This window comes from Sorangium sp. So ce726, from assembly GCF_051521405.1.
Taxonomy (GTDB): domain Bacteria; phylum Myxococcota_A; class Polyangia; order Polyangiales; family Polyangiaceae; genus Sorangium.
The window spans coordinates 4,168,149-4,185,353 of the sequence record NZ_CP150349.1 but is presented as its reverse complement, the minus strand read 5'-3'; the positions used below and the strand labels follow the sequence as shown (position 1 = coordinate 4,185,353).

The following is a 17,205-nucleotide window of genomic DNA, read 5'->3' as shown; positions in this document are numbered from 1 at the left end:
GGAGGGAGCGAGGGAGGGAGTGCCGAGCTGCCCGGCCCCCGTGGATGGGCAACCAAGGAGGACCTTCGGCGACGTGGGCCCTTGGCGCGGGCAGTCGGCGCGTGTCGCGGCCCCGGCAGCCCCCTCCATGGACTCGATCCGTTGCGACCCCCCGGGCGACGCCCCCTCCCAACGGAGCCGGTGCGCCACGACCCCCGGCGGAGCCTCCAGGCCGAAGGCGAAGTATCTCGGAGACAACGATCTCAACGAGATCGTCGACGATATCGCCCTTGTGAGTGACATGCTTGTCGAGGGGCATGGCCTCGACGTGCAAACGCTGGCCGACAGCCCGCATCGTCACGGCGTCGAGGCCGGCCTCATCGGCGAAGCGAAGCACCGCAACACCCGATCCCGCGACAGAGGCATGCGCGGATCGGCCCCACCGCCACGCTCCTGCGCATCCATCGGCCGAGCCTTGCTCGGCGTCCGTGGCGAGCGCTCCCGGGAGTTCGACCCACGCCTGCTGGGTATGCCTTCATGACGCCATGACCTCTCCCTGCTTCGCCGTTGACAAGATTTCACAATAAACCCATTGTCTATCGCCTCGTCACTCGAAGGCTCACACAACGCCAGCACGCGTGTCCTTCACCGAGGCTGACGCCGCGCCGAGTGCCGGTGTGACGGCGTTCAGAGGCTGCACGACGTCGGGAAGAGCCGCGCTGGCGAACGCGTACTCGTCGGCGTGCGCGGCACGATCGTCATTGCCGTCACCGGCTGACGGCTCGGATTGGAGCGAGAACCATGACCATCAACTCGAAGATCCTGATCACGGCGCTGGGAGTGGGAATACTAGGTTGGTCTTCCGTGGCGCGCGCCGAGGCTCCCTCCGCAGCACCCGAGGCGGATAGCGCTCCGAACGAGTTCGCCCCGGCCCTGCGCCGCGGGGAATGGCTCTCGTCTCTGGGATTGCACGCTTCGCTCGGCCTCGCCTTCGGCGGCGATGAGCTCGCCGAGCTCACGTACTCGGACGGCTCCACGACCACCGTCGACGCCGGAGAAGGGGTCTCCCTCTCCGGTGGACTGACCTGGACGCCGCTCTGGCTCGGGGATCGCGTGGGACTCGGTCTCGGGCTGGACGCCGGGTGGAAGTACAAGAGCACCCTCGTCGACGCCGATGGCTCGATCAAGCTGGAGCGCATCCCCTTGATGGCCTCCGTCCGAAGCCTGGTGGCAATCGACAGCTCGTGGCACGGCGTCGTGGCCGCGGGCGGGATCCTGGAGCTCAACCCGCACCTCTATGGCGACGGCGTCCTCGGCGGCGCCGACGTTCGGTTCGACGACGCCGTGGGCGGCATGCTGGAGCTGGGCGTTCTGTGGGGTCGTCCGAAAGGCTTCGGATTCGAGATGACCGGGCGCTGGACAATCCTGAGCTACGAGTACATGGGCGAGAGCAGCAACGCCAGCAGCGGGTCCGTCAACCTGACAGCCCACTTCTTCCTCTGAGGAGGAGAAGAAGGAGCCGAGCCCGGATTCGACCGGTTCAGGGCTGCCAACCCGGCTGGTTCCGCCCGGCCGCGCCCCTCAGCGCTCCTTGTCCTTCTTGCCGCTCCCCTTCTCGCTCTTCTTCTTGGCGTCGTCGCCCTTCTTCTTCTCGTGCTTCTCGTTCTTCTCGGGCTTCGACTTCGACGCGACCTTCTTCGATTCGCTGCGGCCGAGCGAGATCTCCAGGCGATCGCCGCGCGCCTTCGCCTTGTAGGCGGGCACGCCGTCCTTGAACTGCAGGGTGACCTCCGCGCCGTGCGCCGTGTTGACCACGCGCACCGACGCGATGCGCTTGTCCTTGCGGGCGAGGCCGCTGCCCGACGACAGCGCGCGCCGATCGGGCAGCGATACGGTGAAGCCCATCGCGCCAGCCGCGCCGTTCAGCTCCTCGATCGGACCGTCCATCTTGAGCTTCAGCACGATGGGGTTCCTCACCGACCCCTGCCCCCACTCCCGCGGCCCCTCCTGGTCGCCGTCGTCCGCCGCTTCCACCTCGTCTTCTTCGCCCGGGCCGCCCGGGACCGCCGCGCCGGGCGCGAGCGCGTCTCCTGCCAGCGCGCTCGGCTCCGCCGGCGGCGTCGGCGGCACAGGCTCCGTCGTCGACAGCGGCGTCGCGCCGAACAGCGGGACGTTCGCCGTCAGCGCGCCGCCCGGCGCGCCAGCCGTCCCCGCGGCCGCCGCGAGGGCAGGCGCTCCAGAGGACGCCGGCAGCGCCGGCGCACCCGCGGCCGACTCGGCCCCGGTCGAGGGCGCGTCGCCGCCCCGGAGGCCGAAGAAGCGCGCCGCCCCGAACACCACGAGCACCGCCGCCAGCCCAAGGAAGCTGCCGACCGCGGCCGCCTTCTTGTTGAAGCGCGGCGGCTCGCCGCCCTCGCCCGCCGCCTCCTCGGGGTCCTCGCGCACCAGCCGGCGACCGCCGGACTTCAGCGCGCCAGCCGGCGGCGGCGCCGTCTTGCGGCGCGGGCCGCCGTCCTTGCCCGATCCGTCGCCTGCGCGCGCGGCGCGCCGCGCCTTGATCCCCGCCACGAGGCCCGCCATCGCCGTGGCGGCACGCGCCCCGGCGCCGGCGAGCGCGGGCGCGATCTTGCCCGCCACCGCCTTGCCCGCCATCGCGGCCTTCTCGCCAACCTCACGCAGCCGGCCCGGCTGCGCGTCGGCAGCCGCCTCGGCGCCCGCCTCCTCGGCCGCGCTCCCCGCGGAGGACGGCGCCCCGTCGTCCGCAGAGGGCGGCGCCCCGTCGGCGCCAGCGCGCGCCTCGCGGGCCGAGAGCGCCGGCGACACGTCGCTGTCGTGATCGTCGTCCGCGTGGGCCGCGGCGCCACCGCTCGCGCCCGAGGGGGCGCGCTCGCCCCGAGGCTCGGCCGCCGGCGCCGAGGAAGGCCGCGCCTGCGCGCGTTCGCCTTGATGATCGCGCGCCGGAACGGTCGGCGCCATGGAAGGCCGCGCAGCCGCGCGCTCGCTTTGATGATCGCGCGCTGGAACGGTCGGCGCCGACGACGGCCGCGCCGCCGCGCGCTCGCCCTGCGGCGGCGACGACGGCGCCCGCGCCGCCGCGCCGGCGTCGTGGGAAGATCGCGCCGGGGGGAGCGCCTCGGGCGACGAGGGCCGCGGCCGCGGCGCCTTGGCCGCGCGGGGCGCCTCGTAGCACAGCGTGACCACGAGCTGCGGCACGCTCGTCGCCGGGTCGACCTCGACCTTCACGTGATCGATGTACGCCTCGCGGCGCGTGCCCTGATCGACCTCCTCCAGCTCGAGGGAGCGGCCCACCTTGAGGAACTCCAGGTTGGAGCCGACCTCGAGATCGTCGAGCCCGCCGCCGCGCACGCGCGCCTTCATGGGCGAGCCCAGACCCTCGATGTGGAGCCGCACGCGGGAGCCCCGCTGCGCGGCCCCGGGCGACGCGGCGCCGGCCTGGACGGCGAGCGCCGGCGCGGGGCCCGCGGCGCCTGCGCCGCCCGCGTCGATCGACGAGCACATCGCGCGCACCGCCTCCTCCGACTCGGCGTCGAGGCCAGTGAAGCGCAGGCCGAACTCGCCGCCGCGCGCCTGCTCGGCGCGCCAGCAGACCTCACCCTCGACGACCAGCTCCTTGCCGAGCCCGTCGAACCGGCAGATCAGGGCGTCGCCGATCCGCGGCAGGTACGCCGTGCGCAGGCGCATCCCCTCGGGGGACATGTCGATCGACTCGGCCTCGAAGCCGCCGCCCGACGTCTCGCCGACCGCGACGAGCGCCTCGATGCGGACCCGCTGCCCGGCGCCAGCGCGCCGCTCACCGCCGCCCTCGCGCTCTCTGTCCAAGGATTCCGGCGCCTTGCGAACGCCCTCTCCCTCTGCGCCTCGACCGTTCATACGCCCATTCCTCCGCCGCGAAGCCGCGTCCGCCATCGCGAGCCCTCCGCGGATGCAGAGGGCCCATTGGCCGGCAGTACGGCGTAAGCCCCGCGCTGGCCAAGTTTTGGAGGCCCCGGCCACGCGCCACGCACGACGTGCCATGTCAACGCGCGCCGCCGTGATGCGCAGCGTTGCGGCGCTGGGAGCGGCGAGAGCGGGGGCGGTGTGTGATGGGCAGCGGGCGGCGATCGATCGCCCGCTTCACCTGGCGCTCCGGGGGGCAAACGTGGGAAACTCTCCCGATGGGCAAGGACGAGCCCCCGCAGAACCAGGACACGCCCGCGCCCGCCGCGAATCAGGATGTCGTCTTCATCCACAGCCCCGTCGAGCAGGGGGAAGGCTTCCGGGTGATCCGGAGCCGGGAGGACCGGCTCGAGATCGGCGAGCTGCGGCCCACCGAACACGGGCGCCCGCTGAACGGGGAGCTCGTGAAGCTGACGCAGCGGTCCGATCACGCGCGGCTCTTCGACGTGGAGGTGCTCCTCCCGGCGGCGCGCGAGTCGTCCCGGTCAGGCCCCGCGCAGGTCGCCACCGACGCCTACCGCTCGAACTGGGAGGCGATCTTCGGCCCGCGAGAGGCGAACAAGCTCGCCAACTGAGCGGGCAGTCAGCGAGGGGCCATGACGGCGAGCTGCCTCGCCTGGCCAGTCTTCCGGAGCGCATACGCGATCCCGCGCTGGAGCGTCCCCTGGACGACGGTCTCGCGGAGGTCGATCCCGAGGCCGACCAGCGTCTGCGACACGTGGCCTCGGATCCCGGTGATCACCGCCTCGGCGCCGAGCAGCCGCAGCGCGGTAGCGGCCCGAACGAGCGTCGCCGCGACGGTGCTGTCCACGCCCTTCACGCCCGTGATGTCCAGGATGACGACCTGCGCCGACGTGTCCGCCACGCCGCGCATCGCCGTCTCGAGCGCCTCGTCCGCTCGCTCCGCGTCCAGGGTCCCGATGAGCGGCATGACCATGATCCGGTCGGTGATCGGGATGAGCGGCGTCGACAGCTCGGCGAGCCGCTCGCGCTGCACGCGGATGAGATCCTCCTGGAGGGCGGCGCGCTCCCGCTCGGCGCTCTCCCGCTCGACGAGCTCCACCTCCAGCTGCACCTTCGCCGCGGAGAGCTCCGCGGTGCGGGCGACGACGGCCGCCTCGAGCGCGTCGTTGGCCCTGCGGAGCTCGTCGCTCGCGGCCTGGACCCTCGCGTAGAGCAGCGCGTTCTTCACGGCGACGGCGGCCTGCGCGGCGACGAGCTCGAGCACGTCGAGGCGGGCAGGAGAGAAGATGTCCGGCGCGGCGTTGTTCTCCAGGTAGAGGACCCCGGAGAGCTCCCCCTGGCTCGCCATGGGCAACGCGAGCACGGATCGCGGCTTTCGCCCCGCGACGTAGGGATCGCCCGTGAACCGCGCGTCCTGCGCGGCGTCCCCCACGACGACGGAGCTCCCGGTGCTCATCACGAGCTCGATCACGGAGGCGGCCGCGGCGCCGCTCTCGTGGACGGGCAGGGACGGGCCGACGCGCACCTCGCCCTCGTCCTCGACGACGGCCTCCACGCGCGGCCCGGCCTCGTGCGCCAGGATCAGCGCGGCCCGCTGGGCGCCGACGCTCTCGGTGGCGAGCCGGAGCAGCCGCGTCATGACGCGGCCGAGATCGACCTCGCGCGCCACCGCCTGCGCAGCCCGGATCAACGCCGCCGCGTCGAGCAGCGCCACGCGCCGCGCGACCGTGTCCGTGGTCGCCGAGACCACCGAGGTCAGGTTGAGCAGCAGGTTCGCGGGCGCGGGCTGCGACGTGCCCACGCGGGGCAGCAGCTCCACGTACGCCTCCTCCATCTGCCGCAGCTTGGCCGTGGCGCCCCAGCGCGCGTACGCCTGGTACGCGTCGACGAGGCACGATCGCGCGAGCCACTGCATGCGCCTCGAGGCCAGGAACCTGCCGCAGAGCTCGCTGACGAGCGCCCGGTAGCGCACGTACCCCGCCTGATCCGCTGCGTCGATCGCCTCCTGATAGAGCGCGAGGACCGGCTCGAGCCCCTCGCCGGCGACGCGCGCGCGCTCCGCCCGGACGAGCAGCTCCAGGTGCCGGAGCTCCGGGCAGTCCCGCGCGAGCACGGCGAGCTTGTCGTGGTTCGAGGCGAGCAGCTCGTCGAGCCGCTCGCGCTTCTCGCCGGCCGTTCCAGCCGTTCCGTTCGCTCCGTTCGCGCCAGGATCGAGCGCCAGGATCGAGAGGCAGGTATAGAGCGGCAGATCGACGATGCCGCTGTACTGGCCGGTCAGGGCGAGGGCCCGCTCGTGCGCGCGGCGCGCCATCCGGAGCGCGGTCTGGTGGTCGCCATAGAGGAACGCGAGCGAGAGCCTGGCCGTGTAGTAGATGGCGGCCGGGCTCGCGAACCCCGGCGCCTCCAGCGTCGGCTCGAACGCGTCCTCGTCGAAGCCGGCGTCGCTCAGCGTGCCGCGGGCCAGCGTGCGCCCCTCGAGGTTGAGGATCACCTGCCGCGCGGCGGTCTGAACCGCCGTCGCCCCCGCGTCCTTCGTGCGGCAGGCGAAGCGCAGGTGCCCGCCGATCTCCTCGCGCACGCGCCGGAGGTCGTCGGCCACGCTGAGCTTCATCTGCGCGAGGATGTTGCATGCGGCCGACGCGAACATGAAATCGCCCGTCTCCATCGCGGTGATCCGCGCGCGCTCGAGGTGCTCGAGCGGCTCGCGCTGCGGCCGGCAGAGGTTCATGATCGCCGCGAACAGGAAGTCGAGCCTCGCCCTGAGGCCCTCGACCCGGTAGCGGTCGTTCAGGGCGACGCCCATGCGCGCGATCCTGTAGCCCTCGCGCGGCTTCCCCATGGTCGCGGCGAGGTGGAAGCCGTAGTTCACGTAGGCTTGGCCGGCCAGCGGCGAGCTCCCGTGCCGGAGCGACAGGTTCGTCATCTTGACGGACAGGAGCGCCGCCAGCACCGGGTTGAGGTAGTAGGCCGACGGCGTGAGGTGGGCGAGCAGCTCGATCGCGGCCAGGATGCGTGGATCCGCGAGCTCCGGGCCCGCGCCGATGTCCTCGATCGCCTGGTCGCTGAACCTGCTCGTGGCCTCGGCGAGCTCTTCCTGGAGCGCGGCGTCGAGCGCCGGGCCCTCGGTGGGGATCGCGATGCCGAACAGCCCGAGGCCCCAGAGCGCCACCGCGAGCGTGTCGGTCGGGCGGTGCGTCGCGTTGTAGAGGGTCATCCTGAGGACGCACACGCGCGCGCGCTCCCGGTCCGAGGCGGCGCTGCCGAGGAGGACGTCGAAGAGCGCCTCCGCCTCGTCGTAGCGGCCGCTCAGGGACGCGCACTCGGCCTGCGCGGCGCGGAGGTCGAAGGCGAGCTCCGGCTCGCTGGCCAGGAACGCCGGGTCGAGCGCGGACGCCGCGGCGGTCAGGTAGCCGAACGCGGCGTCGTACGCGGTCGCCGCCTGCGCGCGCCGGCCTGCCGCCAGGTTGAGCCGGATGAGCTGGCCGCGCTCGGCCGGATCCTGGATCAGGGGCGCGCCGAGGTTCAGGTGGCCGGCGATCGCGAACAGCTCCTCGTCGCTCGGGTCGTGGCCGGCGCTCGCCGAGAGGAGCCGGCCGATGCGGTGGTGCAGCCGCGTCCGCTCGGCCTCGCCGATGAGCGCGTACGCGGCCTGCTGGACGTGGTCGTGCTGGAACCGGTACGACACGCGGAACGCGAGATCCGCGAGCAGCCTCTCCACGGCGATCGCGTCGCCGTCGTGGAGGAAGCGGTAGTCGGGATCCAGGGGCACGACGAGGCCCTCCCGCAGCGACTCCCAGAGCGCCGCGGCCACCTCGGCCGGGGGCCGCTCGTCCACGAACGCGAGCGTCCGGAGGTCGAACCGGTGGCCCACGCAGGCCGCGAGCCGGAGGGCGCGCTGCGCGTCGGGGCCGAGCCGCCGGATCTTCGCGGCCACCAGGTCGACCACGCGGTCGGCGCCCGCCGCGGTGCGGGCGCGATCGAGGCTCCACGTCCACGCGCCCGCGGCCGGATCGAAGCGCACGATCCCCTCCGCGGCGAGGGCGTGCAGGAACTGGTGGAGGAAGAACGGGTTGCCCGCGGTCCTCTCGAGGATCAGCGCCGCGAAGGCGTCCGCGTCCTCGGGGCGGCAGCGCAGGGCGTCGGCGACGAGCCGGCGGATGTCCTCGAGCCCGAGCGGCCCGAGCCACACCTCGCGGACGGGCGCGCTCGCCGCGCGCAGGTCGCGGAGGAGCCTCGGCAGCGGGTGGGCGTCGTCGACTTCCTGGTCGCGGTAGGCGCCGATCACGAGCGCCCGCCGGCCCTCGGGCTCGGTCATCAGGAGCTCGAGGAGCTTGAGCGAGGCGGGATCGGCCCATTGCAGGTCATCGATGAAGAGCACGAGCAGGCGCTCCTCGGTGATGGCGCGGACGAAGGCCTGGAAGGCCAGGCTGAAGCGGTTCTTCGACTCGGTCGGCCCGAGCGGCTGCACGGGGGGCTGTGGGCCGATGATGCGCGCGAGCTCGGGGATGACGTCGACGACGACCTGGCCGATCGATCCGAGCGCGGCGCCCAGCCGTGCCTTCCAGCGCGTGAGCTCCTCCTCCCGCTCCGATCGGATGCGCTCGCACAGGTCGCCGAAGGCCTGCGCGATGGCCGAGTAGGGGGTGCGCTGCTTGAGCTGGCCGAACTTCCCCGAGACGAAGTACCCGGGCCGCTGCGCGAGCACCTTGTAGACCTCGCGGACGAGCGCGGATTTGCCGATCCCGGCGTGGCCGGAGATGACGAACAGCTCGACGGCGCCGGCCGCCGCGCGCTCGCAGGCGGCCATGATCGCCTGCGTCTGGGCCTCGCGCCCGTAGAGCTTCTCGGGGAGGCGGAGCCGGCCGCCTGCGTCGTGCTCGCCGAGCGGGAAAGGACCGATGCGCCCGTCGGCCTCGTACCGCCGGAGGCACTCCTCGAGATCGGATCTCAGCGCCTCGGCGCACTGATAACGATCCTCCGCCGCCTTGGAGAGGAGCTTCATGACGATGTCGGAGAGGACGCGCGGGACCTCGGCGCACGCGATGTGCGGCGGCGCCGGCGACCTGGCGAGGTGGCAGTGCACGAGCTCCATGGCGCTCGGCGCCGTGAACGGCGGGGCGCCCACCAGCATCTCGTAGAGGGTGACGCCCAGGGAGTAGAGGTCCGTCCGGCAGTCGAGGCTGCGGTTCATCCAGCCGGTCTGCTCGGGCGACATGTACGCCAGGGTCCCGTCGGCGGCGTCCGGGTTCCCGGCCCTCGGCGCCTCTTGCGACAGGCGCGTGGCGATGCCGAAGTCGGCGACCTTGACCAGGAGCGGATCGAGGCGGACGAGGAGGTTGTGCGGCTTGATGTCCTTGTGAATGACGCCAGCGTGGTGCAGCGACGCGAGGGCATCCGCGACGTGGATGCCGATGCGCAGGCTCGCAGACAAGGTGAGCCTTTTCCTCCGGAGGAGGATGTCGAGCGACGTGCCGCCCAAATCCTCCAGCACGAGCACGGGCAGGCCCTCGACCTCCTCGACGTCGAGGACGCGGAGGACGCCCGGGTGCGCGATCTCCCTCGTGATCGCCTGCTCGTGGCGGAGCCTCACGATCGTGCGCGGCAAGGCCCGCCCGGGGATGGGCCCCTTCAGCACCACGGGCAGCCCGTCCGAGGCGCGGAGCGCGCGGCAGACGATGACCTCGGGCCCCTGATGGAGGGTGTCGCTCACGACATAGCCTTGCAGCGGGCTCTCGGATCCAGCGCCCGAGGCCGCACCCAGTTTCGTCATGAACGCATCCTATCGCCGCCGCAGTACCTCCAGGGCCGACGTTCCGCGTCGCATCGACGGCCACCGTGCCGCATGACGCGGTAGCGCCGCGCACCGCGCGCCCCTCGTGCCGAATCTTGAGCCGCGGAGGCCTCCCGGGGAACACTGCTGGGCGTGGTCCAACCCCGCCGGTCGACCGTCCCGCCCTTGACAGCGGTCGCGCCCTTCGCGCAAAGGCGGGGCGTGCAGGCGCTACCGCTGACCGCGACCGACGACGAGGCGCTCGCGCGCGCCGCCGCGCAGGGGCACCCGGGCGCTGCGCCCATCCTCTGGCAGCGGTTCGCGCCGCTCGTGCGCCGGATCCTGACGCGCACCCTCGGGCCGGGCGACGAGGTCGACGACCATGTGCAGGACACGTTCCTGCGCTTCTTCCGCGTGGCCAAGGACCTCAGGGACCCTTCGCTGCTCTCGAGCTTCATCGTCGGCATCGCGGTGCGCGTGGCGCGCGCCGAGCTGCGGCGCAGGCGCGTGCGGCGCTGGCTCCAGCTGTCGCCGTCGGGCGAGCTCCCGGACATGGGGGGCGCGCATCAGGATCCGCAGGGGCGCGCGGCGCTCACGCGGCTCTACCGCATCCTCGACCAGGTCGACGACAAGTCCCGGACGCTCTTCGTGCTGCGGTTCATCGAGGGGCTCGAGCTCACCGAGATCGCCGCCGCGCTCGGCTGCTCCCTGGCCACGACGAAGCGCCACCTCGCGCGCGCGTCCCACCGGATCCTCACCGCCGCGGAGCGCGATCCCGCGCTCTCGGCCTACCTCACCAAAGCCCCGCAGGACCTCGATCGGCCTGGGACCCTCCCCGCCGACGGAGGAGATCGCGATGAATGAAGCGGAGAAGCTGAGTCGGCTCGCGGACCTCGTGCGGAGCGGCGTCCCCGCGGACGTCGACGCGGCGCACGACGCCGCCGAGCGCGCCCGCTTCGTGGAGGCGGTGAGCCGCGGTACGGGCCGCGCGGGAGCCCTGGGCCGCGTGGGCGCGTGGCTGCGCTCCTTGCCCGTGTGGAGCGCGCTCTCCGGGCGGCCGCGGTGGAGCTTCGCGCTCGCCGGCGCGGCGGCGCTCGCGCTCGCGCTCGTCGCGCTCTGGCCGGCGCGGCCGCTCGACTACGCTGTCGAGGGCGCGCCCTCGACAGCGGGCCGGTACATCGCCGCGACGGCCGGCGGAGAGGCGCGGCTCCGCTTCACGGACGGCACCTCCGTCGCGCTCTCGCCGGGCAGCGCCATGCGCGTGGTGGACGTCGACGCGGCCGGGGCGCGCATGCTGCTCGAGGACGGCCGCGCGTCGCTGCGCGTCACGCGGCGGCCGAAGGCGCGCTGGTCCGTCGAGGCGGGGCCGTTCGCGGTGCTGGTCACCGGCACGGTGTTCGACGTGTCCTGGAGCCGCAGCGACGGCACCCTGCGCGTCGATCTGCGCGAGGGGAGCGTGACCGTGCGCGGGCCGCTCGCGCCTGACGGGCTGCCGCTCCGCGCCGGACAGCGGCTCGTGGCGCGGATGCGCGAGGGCGACGTGCAGATCTCGAGCAGCGACGCCGCGAGCGCGGCGGATCCGGCGCAGAAGGGGCTGCCGCCCGCTGGCACGGCGGCGCAGCCCCGAGAGGAGAAGACCATCGGACCTGGCGACGCCGCGGACGGCGCCGCTGGGGCCGTACGGCCGGAGGGCTTGCGGGCAGAGGGGGCGCCCGCGAGCCCTCCGACGGACGGTGCGGGGCCGGCGGCGCCGGCCGGCGCGGCGGCGGCGCCGAGCTGGGCCCAGCGCGTGGCGGCGGGGGATTTCCGGGCGGTCCTGGCCGAGGCGGAGCAGCGCGGTCTCGGGGGGGTGCTGGAGCGCGGCTCGCTGGACGACCTGGTCGCCCTCGGGGACGCGGCGCGGTACGCGCGGCGCGGCGACGTGGCGCAGCGCGCGCTCTCGGCGACGCGCAAGCGGTTCCCGGGGACGAGCCATGGCAAGGCGGCGGCCTTCCTGCTCGGCCGCCTGGTCGACGACGGCGGCTCGCCCGAGGCGGCCGTCGCCTGGTACGACACGTACCTCGCCGAGTCGCCCGGCGGCCCGTTCGCGGCCGAGGCGCTCGGCCGCAAGATGGTGGCGGTCGAGCGCACGGCCGGCCGGGCGGCGGCGCGCCCCATCGCGGAGCTCTACCTGAAGCGCCACCCTCGCGGCGCGCATGAGCCTGTGGCGCGCGATCTGCTCACACCGTGACGCCCGGCGGGTGACTCACGCCGTTCTGGCATCCATCGGTTGATCCGATCGGGAGAACGTTCAGCGTGGGCTTACCCCCACAAGCGTCAACCAGGCTTCGCGCGGCGTTCTCCTACATCCGAACGTTTACGTGGACGTAGACGTAAACGTTTACGTGGTCGTTTACGTGGTCGTGGTCGTTTACGTGGTCGTGGTCGTGGTCGTTTACGACCTATCGTTGACGACCACGTCCACGTCCACGTCCACGTTCACGTTCACGTTGGTGAGCGATGGTGGGGTGGAAGGCCGAGGCCCGAGGGGGGCAATCCGGCACGCCCTCTCGCGCGCCGCGCTGCCCACTTCGGGCCGGTCGGCACGCCGCGCCCTATCGCGCGGCGTGCACGGATGAGCTCGGGCGTGAAGGTGCTAGTTCGAGCGGCTCAGCGGGTACTTGTAGAAGTTCTGCGCCCACTCGATGGTCCAGATCGTCGGCTCCACGTACACGTTCTTGTCCGCGCCGAGGGCCATGCCCCGCTTCATCTTCGCCATCGCCGTCAGGAAGACCTTGCGATCGTCCTCCATGCGCGGCCGCATCACGGTCGACGGCGGATACAGCTCCTTGACCTGAGCCACCGTCGCAGCGTCGTTGATCCACCCGTCGACCCCGTGCTCTCCCTTCGGGAGGCGCGAGCCGCCGGCGTCCAGCCAGTCGCGCAGATCGTTGTTGCCTCGGTTCATGCCGTCGGCATGGCAACCGATGCACGAGCTGCCGGTGTTCAGGCGGCGGTCCTGGGTGGCGAAGCCCACCGTGCTGTTGATCTGCGCGTCCGAGGCGGTCTTCTGGAGGCGCGGATCGCGCACGATGTTGACGAAGGCGTCGACGCGGCGCTGGTTGATGCCGCCCCAGAGGGAGTATCCCTGCAGGCCGTTCGGCAGATCCCAGATCACCTCTTCCGCCGACTGCTGGAGGCCGTCGGTCCCGGTGTAGTAGCGGCAGTTCAGGTAGCTGCCGCCAGCGTAGCTCGGCTGCCCTTCGCACCCCGCCGGCTCCGTGCCGTTCGGCTGAGCCAGCGTCGCGATGAAGCTGAAGTTGTTCGCCGAACCGCCGGCGCCGCTGATGAACTTGGGGATCGGGTGCGCCCAGAAGGGGAACCGGATCTGGCCCGTCTCATACGCCTGCTCGATGGTGTTCACGCCGGCGTCGAGCTGCCCGCTGAAGACGTCCCACGTCTTCCAGTAGTACCCGCCGCTCTTCGTCTTGGCCCTGAAGTACATGCGAGAATCGACAGTGATGGCCTGCTTCGTGAGCATGTACTCGTACGACTTCATCCCCGCGTCGTGGTTGACGCCGAGCTCGGCCTCGAGATCCTGCGCGTACCAGGGGATCGCCATGATGGAGTTGTAGACGTCCGGGCGCGTCAGCGTGTAGACGAGCTGGCTCGCCTCGATGTAATCCGTCTTGAAGCCGTTGACGTTGGGCGGGAGCACCTGGCTGTCCGTGGCGCCCTCCACATTGCCGGCGAGGACGCGCCCCCAGACGAGCCTGGCGAAGCTCGGATCCACCTGGACCGTCGAGGTGTATCTGTAGCGCTCCCTGAACGTGACGTCGGAGCCGACGGGCTCACCCAGGTAGTTGACCGACGTCCTCCCGAAGAAGACGTCATCGTCCGATCCGCCGAAGTGGAGCTTCGTGACCCCCTTGTTGTAGCCCCAGTAGTTGCGGGTATCGAAGCGGTAGACCATGCCCTTGCCGTTGATGTCCACCGGATTGACGATCGTCGGGGCCCAGCGCGCTGTCGAGTTCAGGGCCTTCGACAGCCCCACGCGTGCGACGTTGAGCTCCTCTGCGCTGACTCCCGCGTTGTGGAGCTCGTGCAGCGAGGCGTACTTGATGAACTCCGCGTCCGCCGCGGCGACGGTGGCCTTGTCCGTCGCGATCCACGCCTTGACCTGGTCCTCGGTGACCTTCTCGCCGGCCGCGACGGGTCGCGGGGTGACCGGCAGGGTCGGCGCGACGGCGTTTGCCCACGCCGTGACGGCGCTGAGCATCTGCGTGTTCGCGTCCTTGCAGCTCGTCCCGAAGCAGTTGTGCCGATCGATGCCCATCCGGACCACGAGCTTGGAGTCCGCCGGCTTCTTGAAGTTGACGCGCGTGAGCGCGTACTCGTGGGCCAGCGCCGGATCGACGTCGGAGTGCATGGGCGCCTGGGCCTTGCCCGTCGAGCTGTGGCAGCCAGAGCAGTTGGCGGTCAAGAGCGGGTAGACCGTCGTCTTGAAGGCCTCCAGCGACGCGGCCATGTTGAAGTTCATCTCCTTCGGAAGGCAGACGGCCTCGACGTTCTTGCCGCCCTTCCCGTCCGGGATCTGGCTATAGCCGAGCGTGCACCCCGACGCCGGGTTGACCCCCGTGTCCGCGTCGCCGCCGCCCGAGCCACCAGCACCGCCGGAGCCGCCCGAGCCGCCAGCACCGCCGGAGCCGCCAGCGCCGCCCGAACCACCGACGCCGGTGCTCGCGCTGCTGGAGCTGGTCGAGCTGCTGGAGCTGGTCGAGCTGCTTGAGCTGGTCGAGCTGCTTGAGCTGGTCGAGCCGCCAGCGCCCCCCGCGCCGCCGGACCCGCCAGCACCACCGCCGCCGGTGCTCGCGCTGCTGGAGCTGCTGCTCGCGCTGCTGGAGCTGCTTGAACTGCTGCTCGCGCTGCTTGAGCTGCCCCCCACGACCTTGAACGTGAACTTCTGGTTGTCGCCGTTCGCCCAGCTGTACTGCTGGAGGCCGGCGCCATCTGCGGTCGACCGCCCGATGACGTCGAGCGCCTTGTTGCTGTTTCGGGCCATGATCCGCTGGGCGTTGTTGCCGACATCCACGAACGAAAATTGCTGGCTCGTGGCGTTGCCGCAGCTGGATTGGACGACGCTGGCACCGTTCGCCGTCGATCCACCGTTGATCCCGAGGCAGAGGCCGCTGTTCACGTTCCGCAGCCGGAAGTATCCACTCCCTGCGGACTCCGCCCGGAACTGCTGTCGCGTGGCGCCGTTGCACGTGGCGATCTGCGCAGCTGCCGAGCTCGCCGTGCTGCCCCCGCGTATCTCGACGCACTTGTTGCTCTGCACGCCGACGAGCGTGTAGACCGCGTTCGGGTCGATCGTGAGGCTCTCCTCGAGCGCGTCGCCATCCTCGCTGCCGGGGTCGTCCAGACCAGCGATGCATGAGACGGCGAGAAGGCTCGTCGCGGAGGCAAGCAGGGCGCTCCTTGATGCGAATCTCATGTTGTTCTCCTCTGTCAAGTAAGAAATACGGTCTATCTACAGCTCGACGCTGCCCTTGCGTTGGTCAGGGGCTCTCGACACGCAATGCGCGATGGAGGCTCCGGAGGGACGGCCGCGATGGTCATCGGTCATCGTCCCTCCAGGGGATCTCGATCACGAGGTGCGGAGCTGGAGGACTCGTTCGACAGGCGGTCAGGCACCGCTAAGAGGATTACTCATGTCCCGTATCGGGTTGCGAGTCAAGCCAATCATGCGTCCCGCCGCGTCATTTGTGTGGTGGTTTGCGTGGTGGTTTGCGTAGCCGTTTATAAATCCAGGCAAATTCGCACAAGTTTGCGCATCTCTGCGCCGGTCTCCCGCCGTCGTTCACCTTGCGATCCCCTTCCGATCCCCTTCATTTTGCCGCGCATCTGTCCATCTCGTTCAATTTGCCGGCATTTATGAACGACTATTTACAAAGCGGCGACCACGGCAGTTGCTGGCCAATGACCTGTGCCGCGATGTCCCACATTGACCGAGACATTTGGCTTCTCTCGCCCTCTTCGCCCGTGTCACTGAACGGGTCGAGTCTCGCCTGAACGAGAGTCGCCGTGGCACCCCTGGATCATCCGGTGACCAGGGGTTCGCCGTGCGTTGATTCCTGCACAAATCCAGGCAGGTCGCTCCCCCGAGACGGTACCCGGAGGGACACGGGGCGAATCGCCAAGGGGCCAGGGCGAGAAGCAAGGCGTCAGGCGTCAGGCGTCAGGTGATGGTCAACATTGACAAGTTTAGAACAATTTGTCAAGTTCAGGCCTTGACGGTCTGCTCGCCGATCACAAAGCTCGTCCGGTGCGCGAGCGAGCCACCCTGGCTGAGCTCGCGCTCCACCAGGCGGCGCCCACGCCTCCTCCGGCGATCGGGCCGCGGAATGGTCGCCTTCAAGATCGTCTTCTGTCTCGCCAGGCACCGCGCCTGGCAGGAGATCGTCCCCTCATGAACGATTCACGGCGTCGCAAAGGGCTGCGGCTCGAGCGGGCCCGCGCTTCAGCTCAGTTCAAGGACGGCAAGTTCCACAACCCGTCGGGCGCCGGGCCCACCATGACCAAGGGCTCGACGCTGCCCGTGCTCGGCGAGTTCTTCTTCCGACGCGGCCGGCGGGAGCCGCCCGCGCCGCTGCCCGTCGTGCGGCCCCACGAGACCTGGGCCCGGCAGATCGACACCGGCCTGCGGGTCACCTGGCTCGGCCACAGCACCGTCCTCCTCGAGCTCGATGGCCGCCGGGTCCTCACCGATCCGGTGTTCGGCGATCGCGCCTCGCCGGTCTCCTTTGCCGGCCCGCTGCGCTTCCACCCGGTCCCGGCCGCGCTCGACGAGCTGCCGCCGCTCGACGCGGTCCTGCTCTCTCACGACCACTTCGATCACCTCTGCGCGCCGACGATCGAGGCGCTGGCCCGCACACGCGTCCCCATCGTCGCGCCCCTCGGCGTGGGCGCGCACCTCGAGGCGCTCGGCGTCGACCCGGAGCGGATCACCGAGCTCGACTGGCACGAGCGCGCGGAGGTCGGCGGCGTGCGCTTCACCGCGACGCCCTCTCAGCACTTCTCGGGGCGCGGGCCGACCAGCCGCAACGCGACGCTGTGGGCTTCATGGGTCATCGAGGCGGAGCGGCGCAAGGTCTTCTTCTCCGGCGACACCGGGCTGTTCCCCGGGTTCGAGGACATCGGCAAGCAACACGGCCCCTTCGACCTGGTGATGCTCGAGGTCGGCGCGTATCACCCTGCGTGGGGGACAATCCACCTCGGCCCCGAGAACGCGCTGACGGCGTTCGAGATGCTCGGCGGCGGCACGCTCCTGCCCGTCCACTGGGGCACCTTCAACCTCGCGCTCCACGACTGGGACGAGCCGGCCGAGACGCTGCTCTCCCTGGCCACCGAGCGCGGCGCGCGCGTCGTGACCCCCCAGATCGGCGCCGCGTTCGAGCCCGAGCGCGTCGGCGCGCCGACCCCATGGTGGCGAGCGGTCGCCGGCCCGCGGTGACGGAGGGCGGCCAGCCCGGTTCACCCGGAAGGCCGCGCCACGT

The 17,205-nt window shown here is 71.5% G+C and carries 11 protein-coding genes; 7 read left to right on the top strand and 4 right to left on the bottom strand.

Annotated features, from left to right (window positions below; all coding sequences use genetic code 11):
• Positions 1-127 precede the first annotated feature (127 nt).
• Positions 128-520, top strand: coding sequence for a hypothetical protein (locus WME79_RS15705; RefSeq protein WP_437536038.1), 393 nt, complete (start codon positions 128-130; stop codon positions 518-520).
• Positions 521-780: 260 nt separating this feature from the next.
• A complete protein-coding gene (locus tag WME79_RS15700) occupies positions 781-1,482 on the top strand; it encodes a hypothetical protein (protein ID WP_437536035.1) in 702 nt (233 codons plus the stop codon).
• Between the two features lie 78 nt (positions 1,483-1,560).
• On the opposite strand, the gene WME79_RS15695 is transcribed toward WME79_RS15700, so the two are convergent.
• Complete coding sequence (locus tag WME79_RS15695) at positions 1,561-3,819, bottom strand: PilZ domain-containing protein (RefSeq protein ID WP_437536032.1); 2,259 nt, start codon at positions 3,817-3,819, stop codon at positions 1,561-1,563.
• A gap of 335 nt (positions 3,820-4,154) precedes the next feature.
• Between WME79_RS15695 and WME79_RS15690 the strand changes: the two genes are divergently transcribed.
• The gene (locus tag WME79_RS15690) at positions 4,155-4,511 is read left to right on the top strand and encodes a hypothetical protein (protein WP_437536029.1); all 357 of its coding nucleotides are present in this window, start codon (positions 4,155-4,157) and stop codon (positions 4,509-4,511) included.
• An 8-nt stretch (positions 4,512-4,519) separates the two neighbouring features.
• Here WME79_RS15690 and WME79_RS15685 read toward each other — a convergent pair whose 3' ends face one another.
• Entirely contained in the window at positions 4,520-9,670 is a 5,151-nt protein-coding gene (locus WME79_RS15685; RefSeq protein WP_437536027.1) for an AAA family ATPase, read from the bottom strand.
• A 222-nt stretch (positions 9,671-9,892) separates the two neighbouring features.
• Between WME79_RS15685 and WME79_RS15680 the strand changes: the two genes are divergently transcribed.
• The 3 genes from WME79_RS15680 to WME79_RS15670 all read left to right on the top strand — a co-directional run bounded on the left by WME79_RS15680 (position 9,893) and on the right by WME79_RS15670 (position 12,288).
• Positions 9,893-10,534, top strand: coding sequence for an RNA polymerase sigma factor (locus WME79_RS15680; protein ID WP_437536025.1), 642 nt, complete (start codon positions 9,893-9,895; stop codon positions 10,532-10,534).
• Positions 10,527-11,900: a FecR domain-containing protein gene (locus WME79_RS15675; RefSeq protein WP_437536022.1), complete on the top strand. Its 1,374-nt coding sequence runs from the start codon at positions 10,527-10,529 to the stop codon at positions 11,898-11,900. The genes WME79_RS15680 and WME79_RS15675 overlap by 8 nt, the downstream gene beginning before the upstream one ends.
• Positions 11,901-12,030: 130 nt before the next feature.
• A complete protein-coding gene (locus WME79_RS15670) occupies positions 12,031-12,288 on the top strand; it encodes a hypothetical protein (protein WP_437536021.1) in 258 nt (85 codons plus the stop codon).
• 17 nt (positions 12,289-12,305) lie between these two features.
• Here WME79_RS15670 and WME79_RS15665 read toward each other — a convergent pair whose 3' ends face one another.
• Together WME79_RS15665 and WME79_RS15660 are read right to left on the bottom strand one after the other, a co-directional pair.
• The gene (locus WME79_RS15665) at positions 12,306-15,143 is read right to left on the bottom strand and encodes an RICIN domain-containing protein (protein ID WP_437536019.1); all 2,838 of its coding nucleotides are present in this window, start codon (positions 15,141-15,143) and stop codon (positions 12,306-12,308) included.
• Positions 15,144-15,932: 789 nt separating this feature from the next.
• Entirely contained in the window at positions 15,933-16,067 is a 135-nt protein-coding gene (locus WME79_RS15660; protein WP_437536016.1) for a hypothetical protein, read from the bottom strand.
• Positions 16,068-16,118: 51 nt separating this feature from the next.
• On the opposite strand from WME79_RS15660, the gene WME79_RS15655 reads away from it, so the two are divergent.
• Positions 16,119-17,162, top strand: coding sequence for an MBL fold metallo-hydrolase (locus WME79_RS15655; protein ID WP_437536013.1), 1,044 nt, complete (start codon positions 16,119-16,121; stop codon positions 17,160-17,162).
• The last annotated feature ends 43 nt before the right edge of the window (positions 17,163-17,205 follow it).